At 32.6% G+C, this 13,316-nt stretch carries 13 protein-coding genes; 1 reads left to right on the top strand and 12 read right to left on the bottom strand.

The window, feature by feature from the left end; translation table 11 throughout:
* Positions 1-582: 582 nt before the first annotated feature.
* The 12 genes from AC13CQ_RS12950 to hpt all read right to left on the bottom strand — a co-directional run bounded on the left by AC13CQ_RS12950 (position 583) and on the right by hpt (position 11,681).
* Positions 583-1,380 carry a hypothetical protein gene (locus AC13CQ_RS12950; RefSeq protein WP_474507073.1) on the bottom strand — a complete coding sequence of 266 codons (798 nt, stop codon included), beginning with the start codon at positions 1,378-1,380 and terminating at the stop codon, positions 583-585.
* An 88-nt stretch (positions 1,381-1,468) separates the two neighbouring features.
* Entirely contained in the window at positions 1,469-2,890 is a 1,422-nt protein-coding gene (locus AC13CQ_RS12955) for a DUF5723 family protein (RefSeq protein ID WP_474507072.1), read from the bottom strand.
* Positions 2,880-3,380 (bottom strand): hypothetical protein, encoded by a 501-nt coding sequence (locus AC13CQ_RS12960; RefSeq protein WP_474507071.1) that lies wholly within the window; start codon positions 3,378-3,380, stop codon positions 2,880-2,882. Before AC13CQ_RS12960 ends, AC13CQ_RS12955 begins: the two co-directional genes overlap by 11 nt.
* A gap of 96 nt (positions 3,381-3,476) precedes the next feature.
* A complete protein-coding gene (locus tag AC13CQ_RS12965; protein ID WP_008613621.1) occupies positions 3,477-4,172 on the bottom strand; it encodes a YjjG family noncanonical pyrimidine nucleotidase in 696 nt (231 codons plus the stop codon).
* Complete coding sequence (locus AC13CQ_RS12970; protein ID WP_418887127.1) at positions 4,156-5,466, bottom strand: polysaccharide deacetylase family protein; 1,311 nt, start codon at positions 5,464-5,466, stop codon at positions 4,156-4,158. Before AC13CQ_RS12970 ends, AC13CQ_RS12965 begins: the two co-directional genes overlap by 17 nt.
* 2 nt (positions 5,467-5,468) lie before the next feature.
* Positions 5,469-6,167, bottom strand: a complete 699-nt coding sequence (gene radC / locus AC13CQ_RS12975; protein ID WP_008613625.1) for a RadC family protein — start codon at positions 6,165-6,167, stop codon at positions 5,469-5,471.
* A 194-nt stretch (positions 6,168-6,361) separates the two neighbouring features.
* The gene (locus AC13CQ_RS12980; protein WP_456867763.1) at positions 6,362-7,723 is read right to left on the bottom strand and encodes a UDP-N-acetylmuramate--L-alanine ligase; all 1,362 of its coding nucleotides are present in this window, start codon (positions 7,721-7,723) and stop codon (positions 6,362-6,364) included.
* A gap of 132 nt (positions 7,724-7,855) precedes the next feature.
* A complete protein-coding gene (locus AC13CQ_RS12985) occupies positions 7,856-8,752 on the bottom strand; it encodes a tetratricopeptide repeat protein (RefSeq protein WP_474507070.1) in 897 nt (298 codons plus the stop codon).
* A gap of 13 nt (positions 8,753-8,765) precedes the next feature.
* The gene (locus AC13CQ_RS12990) at positions 8,766-9,287 is read right to left on the bottom strand and encodes a DUF4136 domain-containing protein (protein WP_337899706.1); all 522 of its coding nucleotides are present in this window, start codon (positions 9,285-9,287) and stop codon (positions 8,766-8,768) included.
* Positions 9,288-9,328: 41 nt separating this feature from the next.
* Positions 9,329-10,342, bottom strand: coding sequence for a GTPase ObgE (gene obgE, locus AC13CQ_RS12995; RefSeq protein WP_337899707.1), 1,014 nt, complete (start codon positions 10,340-10,342; stop codon positions 9,329-9,331).
* Between the two features lie 232 nt (positions 10,343-10,574).
* The gene (locus tag AC13CQ_RS13000) at positions 10,575-11,147 is read right to left on the bottom strand and encodes an adenylate kinase (protein ID WP_008613639.1); all 573 of its coding nucleotides are present in this window, start codon (positions 11,145-11,147) and stop codon (positions 10,575-10,577) included.
* 3 nt (positions 11,148-11,150) lie between these two features.
* A complete protein-coding gene (gene hpt, locus AC13CQ_RS13005) occupies positions 11,151-11,681 on the bottom strand; it encodes a hypoxanthine phosphoribosyltransferase (RefSeq protein WP_008613640.1) in 531 nt (176 codons plus the stop codon).
* A gap of 395 nt (positions 11,682-12,076) precedes the next feature.
* Between hpt and AC13CQ_RS13010 the strand changes: the two genes are divergently transcribed.
* Entirely contained in the window at positions 12,077-13,231 is a 1,155-nt protein-coding gene (locus AC13CQ_RS13010; RefSeq protein ID WP_008613641.1) for a 5-(carboxyamino)imidazole ribonucleotide synthase, read from the top strand.
* Positions 13,232-13,316: the final 85 nt, after the last annotated feature.

Genomic DNA, 13,316 nt, shown 5'->3' on the forward strand with positions numbered 1-13,316 from the left:
CATTTTATAACACAACACTTGAAAAACAAAGTTCGTTTGCCACGAATTCACAAATGTTTATCTAATCCCTATCTATAAAATAACTCCTTCAAGAGAAGGCAATGATTTATTCGTGAATTTATTGCTAAAATTTTAAAAACTATAATTGCTAGAGATATGTTGTACTTACTTTTGGGTATTGCGTTTGTCAGGCTGAACCAATACAACATTTTATATATAACACAACACTCGAAAAACAAAGTTCGTTTGCCACGAATTCACAAATGTTTCTCTTATACCTATCTATAAAATAACTCCTTCAAGAGAAGGCAGTGATTTATCCGTGAATTTATTGCTGAATTTTTAAAAACTATAATTACTAGGAATATGCTGTACTTACTTTTGGGTATTGTGTTTGTCAGGCTGAGTCAATACAACATTTTATGTATAACACAACACTCGAAAAACAAAGTTCGTTTGCCACGAATTCACAAATATTTCTCTTACACTCTGTCTATAAAATAACTCTTTCAAGAGAAGGCAATGATTTATCCGTGAATTTGTGGCTAAAATTTATATTACATAAAACAATTTGCAGAAAGATTAAAACTTAATATTTAAAGTTTCTTGTTTTAGCACATCCCCTTCATAATATTCTGCAATCCACTTTCCATCTTTTTGATAAAGAAATCCGTTCTTATCTTTAATAAGATAATAGTTAGGTTGCGTTGTTTTAGTAATTTTAAAAACAACTTTTGGAGTCATATCTACTAATTGAAATCCTATTGCAGTTGGTTGTGCAAATAAGGTTTTAGCATCTGTGTCTACAGTAGTTGCAGCTACTGGAGTAACTTGCTCTTGAGCCTGATTTACAGTAGAATTCACACTCGAAGAAGCCACCGCCACAGAGGTAGTAGCCGCGGCCGCAGGAACTGTTGCAACTTGAGTTGGCATTTGTACTTGTGTGTTAGCAACAGGCTCATATTTATAATTTAACCCTCTTACAGACACAAAAGCATTTTCTATAGCTTCTTGGTATGCTTTTTCGTAATCCTTTTCTTTACTCTTTCCTTCATCGGATGTATAAACTATAGTTCCTTGGCAATTTTCTAGAGTAACATTAAGTTTTGTGGTAAACAAATTTGAATTATCAAGAATATTTGCTTTTAGTCCCAAACAAGGATTCGCCTGAAGATCGGCTGGCTTTTGATCATCATATATTGCAGTAAAACCTTGTTTTTCGAATAAAAATTTAGTAAATGTATTTACTCGATATTGATTCTCTTCTTTTAAGAAATCAAATTTTTTAGGAACTATTATATATTTATAATTGTTTACATTTTCTTGAGCAGACATAGAAATTGCTATTAAAAACAATCCCAGAAATAATAATTTTTTCATGTGTTTATATTTGTTTTATGTTGTCAAATGAAACATCCCTATCACTTTTCCTTTAGTAAATTATATAGTGGATATTACCTTGAATACGTTAATCTTTAATCGGAAATATATAATTAAATCCAAACTGTAAAGATGCATTATTAGCATCCGCTAAATTATAATATTCCAGCAAATTATCAGCTAGTAAATAGAAGTTAAAGTTAGCAAAATGTGTTGATAATCCAAGTCCGATGTTGGTTTTCGAAAATTTATCAACGGTGTAGGTTGTTTTTACACGTAAAGCACTGCCTAATTTTCTGTAATAAAAGGCTGTAAGCGCAGCTTGAGGGTATCTAGAATGACTTTCAGCAAAAAGCTGCAATCCTACAGAATTTACATAATCGTTTTTCCCTGAAGTACAATTACAGTCATTGCTTCTTCTTTTAGTACCAAAATTATACATAGTAGCGGCATTGAGCTTTACTGGACGCATTGTGGTATATGAATTATAAATTGTATCTCGGGGAAAGGCTGCTTCTATTTCATCAATCAATTCTTGCCAATTATCAGACAAGCCGCCTCCTGTTATAATAGCATCAAATGGTAGGTTTATTCCTTCCAAAGAATAAGCCCCATTTAAGGTGTAGGTTTCCACATCTTTCTTTTGCGCTATATAACCTAAATCTTGAATACTGGCTGTATGTGTCCATTGATCACTCGGTGTATATGTTATCCCAAAATCAACCCCTAAACCTATATTCCCACCGAGCAGCGCTCTGTTTTTTAAAATATTCAAAACATCGGCGGCACCGTCTACATCTTCCTCGCGCAACCCTGAATAACCCGATGTTTGCACCTTTACATCGGAAAGCAAGGTGTGTGTGTAAATATTATTTGTTCCTTCTGAAGTAACAAAGTACCCGCTATTTTTAGTGGAAGAAATATCTATAATTCCTGAATATAATTTCCCTCGTATTCCGTAGCTAAAATATTCATTCACTTTTCTATGAAAACCTATATGGAAAACAGTTAATAATTCTCCTTTAACGTTTAAATGAGATAAATTAAAAGGGCGACCAATATTTGTAGAATTCCCTTCATAAGCCAAAAAAGCGAGGTCTTCTGGCCAATAATTAAATACATTTAACTCTTGATAAACTCCAAAACTCACATAGTTTTTACTAAATAAACCTCCTATTTTAAAACCTACATTTAAAATTTCAACTTGTTCATTTACACGTTGAATATCGTTATTATTTAAACTATACACAGCATTCCGAACTTTGGCATTGAAGTCAACTCCATCATCAGAAAAAAGGTCATAAAGAGAAATCTCACTAGTCCCAACATTTGCATAAATCCCAGACAATGCAGGAATTCCAAAATAGGCTCTATTTTGAATAGTAGCCCCAGGATTCACCATTAAAGACTGCGGAATGTCTGTAAAATTATAAAGTAATTGCTTGTTCTGAGCATTTATAAAAACGCCTAAAAATAATAACAGGTATAGTATTACCTGATTAATCCGCATCTATAGACATAAAAAAGGTTCCAGAAGATTTTAACAATAACTCTCCACTTGAGTTTGGGTCGAGCATAGGAGTTCCAGGCATGAGCATTAACTCAATTCCCATATACGCCATATTTTTTATCTTTTGGATTTCTGTTTCATTATAAGATGTAGTATTTGTTGTTTTTGGTGAATCCACTAAAATTTCTATTTCGTCCAATTCATTGTATGCATTATCATACAACACAATTTTAGCATTAAAAATACGCGGAATAGAATTTAAAAACTCAAAATCAAATGTAGCTTCCTTTAAGTTTTCCTCTAAAAAAGGCTTTGAGAATATTTCTAATTTGGTAGTGTCTTGAACACTATATGGATTTACATCATTGTTAGGTATAAACCCAACTTGTGAAGCCTGCAAATCAAAATAAAGTAAACTTACGTCTACAACAGGTTCTATTTTTAGAGTTTCAGCCTGATCAAAATCTACATCCTTAACACAAGAAAGCATAAAAAAGCTACTGAGGATAAATAAAAAATAAGGGCTATATTTTTTGGTTAGTAGTAGCATTTAATTAAAACGAAATAAACAAGAAACTATTGCCCTTTAAAGATAGTTTTTTATTTGCTTTAATTTGTTAATTTTATGAGACTTAACTTTTACATAATCTTCTTTTGGAGTATAAAAAAGAGTATGCATTCCTATATTTTTAGCTCCTAAAATATCTGCTTCATAACTATCGCCAATCATTACAGAAACTTCGGGCTTTGCATTTGCTTGCTCCAATGCTTTCTCAAATATTATGGCATTAGGCTTTTTTACGCCAGCAGTTTCAGAATCCATAATTACTTGAAAATAATGATCAATTTTAGAATTTTTGAGTTTTTTTAGCTGCACTTCTGCAAACCCGTTAGTTATAATATGTAGTTTATAGTTAGGCTTTAAATAATCTAAGATCTCTATAGTATCTACAAAAAGGTGATTAAATGTTGCTAAGTTTTCAATATAATCGTCGCTGAGTTTATGAATCATCTCCTCATCAACTTTTATATTCAATTGGTCAAAAATTGTTTTTAAACGCTTGTAACGCAAATCTTCTTTGGAGATTTTATCTTCTTGATAAAGTTTCCAAAGTTCAATATTATACGGCACATATAGTTTAAAAAAATCTACGAGGTCGATTTCTAATTTATTTTCAGAAAATATTTTTTTATAAGTAAGTTCAGAATTCTTTTCAAAATCCCATAAGGTGTGATCTAAATCAAAGAAAACATCTGTAATCCCTTCATTCTTCAATATCATTTTTAGCACTCATTTTTAGGTAATTAACATATAATTCTTTCCAGGCATTTCTTTCATTCAGATTTAATACTTCATTAGAAAAAACAATATTAAAATCGCCATCAACTTCTCTAATTCTATTGGAAAGTTCTATTATCTTTTCTTCTACTTGAGAAATATTTTTAAACTTATATAAGGCTGTATACTGAATACAAAATGAATTTATCTGAATAGGTATTTGTTCTTCAAAGCTAATATCGTAAAAATAAAAAGGACTACAAGTACCAGCTCTAAATCCAGTTTTTCCAGTGTATCCCATGGAATAATCCTCATTAAAACCAGCATCCACCATGAGTCTATATGCATCTGGAATATTCAACCTATTAAAGCGTTGACGTACTCTTTTTACTGGTCTGTTAATAAAATTTATAAGTCTTTTTCGCTCTTTTTTTAAAGTTGTCAAATCTGACAACGATTTGTAAGAAGCCATTAAAGAAACAATACTATAATCGGCTACAGATTTTACCAAAGACCGAAACGTAGGGTTGATAACAGATATATTTTTATCGTAGGTAGAATAATCTGCCATTAAAAAGAAAAATATAGCAGGAACTTTATATTTTTTATGAAGTAAGGTTACATCATCAAAGAAATCATATGGATCTCTTCGGAAACGCAAAAGCACCAAATATCTTTCCACTAGCTTTTTTAATCTAAGGTTTACAAGATCCAACAATGTCCCTCCCATTGTTCTTACAAATCCCTTTTTTAAATAGGCATATGCAACAGCAATATCCATTATAGAGGTTTGGTTATAGCTTTTTTTAGGGAAATTAATTTCTGGAAATTTCTCTTGAAGGGCTTCTTTTAATTTCTTAACCCACAAATCTACTACTGGAATTTCTAAAAATCCTTGCTGAAAAGCCAAACTTTCCTCCACCGGAAACCTCCCATGCTCATCTTTTACATGCGGCAAATACTCTTCGTACCTACTTAACAAATAAAAACTCGCTGCAAAAATATCAAATGGAATTGCACACTTGTCATTTGTAGGAAAGAAACTCGGAATTCCATCCCATTTATGGATGTTAATTTCCACGTCAGAGATTCCTTGATCGAATAATAACTCATGACTTTTAATAAAAAATTCGCTTTGTAGTGGTTGTTTTGTATACGTAATCTTAGGCCCTTTGTGGGCTATAAAATCTTCCACTTTGGTTGTGATACTTATATCTATCAACAACATTTTTGTAAAAATGTGCCTCATAATATAAGTCAATCTCGGTGTAACTTTGTAGGTGTAAACTAGTAGCATTTTTATAAAAGTCCTTCGTCTGCAAAGCTAAAGTAAGATTTTTCAGTTACAATAAGATGGTCTAAGAGCTTAATATCCATTCCTGCACCCGCATTTTTTATTTTATTAGTAATTTCTTTATCTGCTTCACTAGCTATTAACGTTCCCGACGGATGATTATGAACCAATATCAAAGCGGTAGCATTAAGTTCCAAAGCTTTTTTAAGAGTGAGCCTCACATCCACTAAAGTTCCAGTAATTCCACCTTTACTTAACTGCAATGTTTGAATTATAGCGTTTGAATTATTTAAATATAAAATCCAGAATTCTTCATGTTGAAGCTCTCCTATTTTGGGTTGCATTAATTCAAAAACATGTTTACTGCTTTTAATCTTTTTAATTTCTTGTACCTCTTCTCCCCTCCTTCTCCTTCCTAATTCCAAACATGCAACAATACTTACAGCTTTGGCCTCTCCTATTCCTTTAAATTTCATAAGCTGATTAACATTTAACCGACCTAATTGATTTAAATTATTAGCTACCGAAGCTAAAATTCTCTTGGACAACTGTACTGCACTCTCATCTCTACTTCCGCTTCCTATTAATATAGCTATCAACTCGGCATCGGATAGTGCTTGCCTTCCTTTAGAGAGCAACTTCTCTCTAGGTCGATCGTCTACACTCCAGTTTTTAATCGAAAAGGAAGAGGGTTTTTCTTTCATGAATTAAATATAGTAAATTATCTCAAAAATGTAACTTATAATGAATAATAATACTATAAACTAAACCACTATGGACTCAAAGTCCATAGGTTTGATATAGCCTGAAAGTCTGTTTTGCCACGAATACACATATGATTTTAAAATGCAAACCAATATATATTCGTGTATTCGTGGCGTATAATAAGTTTTAGAAGCTAAAGCGGATGTACTAAAGCCTTAACTTCTTCTAAATCAAGACCTCCATAATTTCCGCTACTCATTAGCAATAAAGCTGAATTTTCTAATTTCAGATTAAATAAATACTCTTTAAAACTAGCAGGATTTGTGTAGACAATTAAATCTTCTCGGTTAAAAGCCTCTTCAATTTGAGACGCAGAAACTTCTTCTAATTGTTTAATTTTAACAGCTTCTGGGGAGAAAAACACCACTGCTATATCTGCATTATCAAGTGTATTTTTATATTCTTTTAAAAATGTTGCATTTAAGCTACTGTAAGTATGTAACTCTAAACAAGCAACCACTTTTCTCTCTGGAAATTGCTCTCTAACAGCAGTTAAAGTAGCCACAACCTTACTTGGAGCATGGGCAAAATCCTTATAAATAACACTGTCTCCTTTTTCTGCTAATTTATCTAAACGTTTAGATGCTCCTTTAAAACTTGCAATAGCCTCATAAAAATCGTCTTCATCTACCCCCATGTGCTGACAAAGCCATTTGGCTCCTGCCAAATTATTTAAATTATGCCTTCCAAAAACCTCAATCGGCATAGCGCCTTCTGGAGTTTCTAAATAGGTTACACCGTCTTCAACAGTAAACTCTGGAGTAGAATATGGAATTTTTCGAATTTGATTTTCAGAAGCTTCCACTACGTTTACCACCTCAGCGTCTTCTTCATTATAGGTAATACTTCCCCCTTCAACAATTGAATCAACAAAAATTTTAAACTGCTCTACATAATTCTCAAAAGTTGGAAACACATTAATATGGTCCCAAGCAATCCCGCTTAACAACGCTATATTTGGTTGATAAAGATGAAATTTTGGTCGCCTATCTATTGGAGAAGACAAATACTCATCTCCTTCTAATACAATAAAATCATTTTCTTCGGTAAGTTTCACCATGGTATCAAAACCTTCAAGTTGAGCTCCTACCATGTAATCCACATCAATATCATGATAATGCAACACATGCAAAATCATAGAAGTTATAGTGGTTTTTCCGTGACTCCCACCTATTACAACTCGGGTTTTGTATTTACTCTGCTCGTAAATAAATTCTGGATACGAATATATTTTCAATCCCATTTCCTTTGCTTTCTCCAGCTCTGGATTGTCTGCTTTTGCATGCATTCCAAGAATTACAGCATCTAAATCTGCTGTAATTTTTTCTGGAAACCAACCAAAACTTTCTGGACATAAATCTTTAGCCTCCAAACGAGATTTGGAAGGTTCAAAAATAACATCGTCACTTCCAGTTATTTTATATCCTTTGTTATGTAAAGCAAGTGCCAAGTTGTGCATAGCACTTCCACCAATGGCAATGAAATGTATTTTCAATGTAGTAATTTTTAAATCGTATTCAGACTGTAAAGATAAAAGGACAATTTGCTATAGACAAACCTTCAGCAGAATATATTAATTCATTTAAAACCATTAATATCCGAGTAAAAATATAAATCAGCTTAAAAATTACAGGGCTTTAATTTTTTTATTTTCTGAAATAAAATCTTTTGAATTTGGGTTTCGCACTATAGCTTCTTCAATATAATAATTGGCTTTGTCCTTATTTTTTTGGTAACGGTACAGCACAGCCAACCTATAATAAACATCTTCTAACGGAATTATACTTTCTGGGGTATGAAGATTTTTATATACCAACATATGGTCAATTCCAGTTTTTATTTGATACTTATATTGATAAGCAATATCTCCTATTTGATAATGAATATCTTTTCTTCTATAATTTTTATCAGGAAAACTATTTTTTGCCACCACATCCAAAGCTCTTTGATAATAGGTTGTAGCCAATTTTTCATTATTCCGTTCAGCTTCAATAAAGCCTTTAGATAAATAGCCTTCTATAGGAGCAATTGCAGATAATTCTTCAGAATATTGATACGCCTTATTATTACTCCCGCCTAATATTCCTGGAAGCTTAAGGTATAAATCTATAGAAGCCCAACGCACATCAAGGTGCTCTTCATCCAACGCACAAGCAATCTTAAAATGCTCCTTTACATCATCAAGAAGTGTTAACGCTCTTATTTTACTTTCCAAAGAAATCATCCCTAAAACACCGCCATACTTAAAATGGTAGTTGGCATTTTTAGGATCTTTATCAACTAAAATCTTATAATACTTTGCTGCAGCATCCCAATCTTTTTCAATTCCATAGACATCGCCTAAACGCTCTGTTATTTTCGGGTCTGGATTTTTTTGGGAAGCTAAAAGCAATACTTCTTTTGCTTGAGCAATTTTATTAGACTTTATAAAAGAATTTGCCTTCTCCAAACTCGACTGCTGAGCAGAAACAATAAATCCAATCAATAAAAAAAGTAGTCCTAAGGATTTATTGTTAACAATCATTTGTAAGAAATTATTACTGTGGAGGGTAATTAGAAAACACTTTATCTACAACTGCTTTTAGTTTGGCATCACGTATTTCTGGAGTCATTTGTTCAGAAATAGTTCCTTCACTTACTGCTTGCCAAATTAACTCGTCTTCAGTGGCATCTACTATATCAAATATAATTTCTCTATACTGCTCGGCACCACCAACGGGAAGTCCTACAGAAACGCCTCCACCAATATTTCTTCCTGTACCTCCAATCCCAATTCCTACCGAACTATTGCTAGGTTTTGGTCGGGTTGAAGTTTTAATATTGATATAAATATCTGGCGTTGTAGAATACTCAAAACCACGTGTTTGCAATAAACTATCTATATGTCTAAACAGTCGTTTATTATCTAGATCGCTTAAGCCACTTTCCATTTCTGGGTAATAATCGTAGCTTTTATAATTGGAAAAATCTTTTTTCTTATCGTAATCATACGCTACTTGAACGCTTCCACAAGCACACAAGATCAAGCAACAAAAAAATCCTAAAGATTTGAAATACATAGCCTTCTTTTTTGCTAAAATTAAGCAAAAAAAACTTGTATCTAGTCTTCTTCATTTTTATTCAACATAATCCACAATTTATCTTTTAATTGCTGAATCCCTTGTTGAGCTACAGAAGAAATAAACATATAATCTATTTCTTTAAAATTTTTATCGAGTTCTATTTTCATTTCTGCTTTTAACTCATCATCTAACATATCCGATTTTGAAATAGCTACCAAACGTTCCTTATCTAGTAATTCTGGATTGTATTTTTGAAGTTCGTTTAAAAGAATTTCATACTCTTTATAGATATCTTTTGCATCTGCTGGAACCAAGAATAACAAGGTTGAATTCCGCTCAATATGCCTTAAAAAGTAATACCCTAAACCTTTTCCTTCGGAAGCTCCTTCTATAATTCCAGGGATATCTGCCATTACAAAAGTCCTAAAATCTCTATACTGAACAATTCCTAAATTAGGTTTTAGCGTGGTAAACTCATAGTCTGCAATTTTTGGTTTTGCTGAAGTAATTACAGAAAGTAAGGTAGATTTTCCTGCATTTGGAAAACCAACTAAACCAACATCGGCTAATAATTTTAGCTCTAATAAAATTTCTCGCTCTTCTCCAGGCAAGCCCGTCTGAGCATATCGAGGGGTTTGATTGGTAGCCGATTTAAAATGATTATTACCTAAACCACCTTTTCCACCTTTAGCGATGATTCTTTCTTCCCCATCTTCGGTAATTTCAAACAAAACCTCATTAGTTTCGGCATCCTTTACTTGAGTCCCCAGAGGAACTTTCATATAAACGTCTGCTCCATCGGCACCTGTACTGGTTTGTTTACTCCCATGTTCTCCATGCCCTGCTTGGTACACTCTTTTAAATTTAAAATGAAAAAGTGTCCAAAGATTTTTATCTCCCTGAATTATTACATGACCTCCACGACCACCATCTCCACCATCTGGCCCACCATAAGCTACATATTTTTCCCTGCGTAAATGTGCGGATCCCTGCCCACCTTTACCAGATGTCACTCTAATCTTTACATAATCTGTAAAATTCCCTTCTGTCATTTAAATATGTTTTTGTATTGTAAAATTGATTAGCTGTCCAATTTTATACTAAAAATTCTTCACTAAGTTTTTCAAAAAAATACGCTCTCATAATTCTTAAATTCAGAGAGCGCTCACTATATATAAAGCTTAATAAACTCTTTGAAGGAGTTTACATTTTGATGTAATATTATAATACCTCATGACTTATTTAGTCAACCTCGTTTAAACAAACTCAAGGTAGTTACAATCATTAAAGCGTAGCAATAACTTTACTCAAACGCTCTGTAATATCTTCAATAGATCCAATTCCGTTTACACTATGGAATTTATCTTGCTTCTTATAATACTGCATCAAAGGAGCTGTTTTCTCGTTGTATTCGTCAAAACGATTTCTAATTTTACTTTCGTCTTGATCATCACTTCTTCCGCTTACTTTCCCACGTTCTAATAGGCGTTGGATTAAAACTTCATCATCTGCCTCTAACGCTATTGTTGCATCAATTTTCATTTCTTTTTCTTCCAACAAATCGTCTAGAGCTTCTGCCTGTGCATTTGTTCTTGGAAAACCGTCAAAAATAAAACCACTAGCGTCCGGATTTTTCTCTACTTCAGCCTTAAGCATGTTAATAGTTACTTCATCTGGAACCAACTCTCCCTTGTCAATATATGACTTAGCTAGTGTACCTAATTCAGTGCCGTTTTTAATATTAAATCTGAAAACATCGCCGGTAGATATATGCTTTAAATTGTATTTCTCTTTTAAAAAATTAGCTTGTGTACCTTTACCTGCTCCTGGTTTTCCGAACAGTACTAAATTGATCATATTTTATTCTTTTATTTTATATACTTCTGGTAAATTTCTTCCTAATTCGTCATAATCAAGCCCATAACCTACAATAAACTTGTCGGGAATTTCAATCCCAACATAATCAATATTATACTCCCCGCTATATATTTCTGGTTTGTAAAACATAGATGCTATTTTAAACCTCTTTACATTAATTTGAGAAAACATAGAGACCAGTTCTTTTACGGTATTTCCAGTGTCAATAACATCCTCTAAAATAACAACACTTCTTTCCTCTACAGTATCTGGAACATCTAAAAGTGTTTTTACTATTCCTGTAGACGACATCCCTCGGTAAGAACTTAATTTAACAAAAGTAATCTCACAATCTTGGTCGTAATGCTTCATAAAGTCTGAGGCAAACATAAAAGCACCATTTAACACACATATAAAAATAGGTGTCTCATCTTTAAAATCGGCTTTTACCTTTTCCACCATCTTTTTTATGGCAGCATCTATTTCTTCTGCAGAAATAAAAGGTTCAAAATATTTATCGTGAAGCTTAATCAATCTCCTAAAAATTATAAAGTTGCAAAGATACCATTTAGATTTTTGTTTTCCTTTAAATTTAATCGTTTTCAGCAATAATTACACTTTTTTCACAAAAAAATCGCTCTTTTATATAGTTATAACCAAATAGTTAGCATTTAATTGCTTAAAACTTAATTTTTAAAAGCCTCTCAAACAAAAATGTATTCTTACGCTCTAATGAACTACTTCAGGGCAAGCCCATGAGGTATCAGACAAAACAACCTTAATTTATTTAGACACAGCAAATCGGAGAATTAAACCCTCTGTGAGGGATTAATTATGTAGATTTCATATTTAGCCATACTTTTGCAAAATCAAATTTGTATTTACAATTTGTAGCAGAAACATACAGTCAGTTTTAAAAATATAAGAACATGAACTACTTTTCATCAGATTTTAAACTTGGTATTTTAGGCGGTGGACAACTTGGTAAAATGATGCTTTACGAAACAAGAAAGTATGATATCCAAACCCTTGTGCTAGATCCAAGTAATGATGCTCCTTCTAGAATAGCTTGTAATGAATTTTTCCAAGGCGATTTAATGGATTACGACACAGTTTATGAGTTCGGAAAAAAAGTAGATGTTTTAACTTTTGAAATTGAAAATGTAAACGTTGACGCACTAGCACAATTAGAAAAAGAAGGAAAAACTGTTTTTCCTTCTGCTAAAACATTAAAAACCATCAATAATAAAGCTACACAAAAGCTGTTTTATGTTGATCACCAAATTCCAACAGCCGATTTTAAACGCTTTGCTTATCCTGATGAAATACTAAATGCCGTTAAAAACGAATCTCTAGCCTTTCCTTTTGTATGGAAAAGCGCTCGTTTTGGTTATGATGGTCAGGGTGTAAAAGTAATTAGAACTTATTCTGATTTGGAAGGTTTACCAGAGGGTGAGTGTATTGCTGAAAAAATGATTCCTTTTAAAAATGAATTGGCAGTAATTGTGGCACGTGATAGCAAAGGGAATGTAAAAACATATCCAGTAGTAGAAATGGAGTTTCATCCAGAAGCCAACCAAGTGGAATATGTAATTTGTCCAGCTCGTATTAGTGAAGAAGTTGCAAAAAAAGCACAACTTATTGCTTTAAAAGTTTCTAAAGCTTATGAACATGTGGGACTTTTGGCTGTTGAAATGTTTCAAACAGAAAACGATGAAATCTTAGTAAATGAAGTAGCTCCACGCCCTCATAACAGTGGACATTACAGTATTGAAGCCAGCTATACCAATCAATTTGAACAACAAATTCGTGCTATTTTAGGACTTCCATTGGGCAACACAGAAAGTAAGGTAGCAGGTATTATGGTTAATTTGGTAGGGGATGAAAACTATACTGGTTCTGTTGTATACAAAAACATTGAAAAAATTATGGCAATGGAAGGGGTTACACCACATATTTACGGAAAACGAGAAACACGTCCGTTTAGAAAAATGGGACACGTAACTATTGTAAATAAAGATATAGCCAAAGCTAGAGAAATAGCAGAACAGGTAAAGAAAAGTATTAGGGTTATTGCTGAATAAAATTATTTTAGACGATAGGCAGTAGGCAATAGGCAATAGGCAATAGGCAATTTATAATTTTAAATTAAGAATACAAATTTTAAAA

Source organism: Galbibacter sp. L-19, assembly GCF_056857615.1.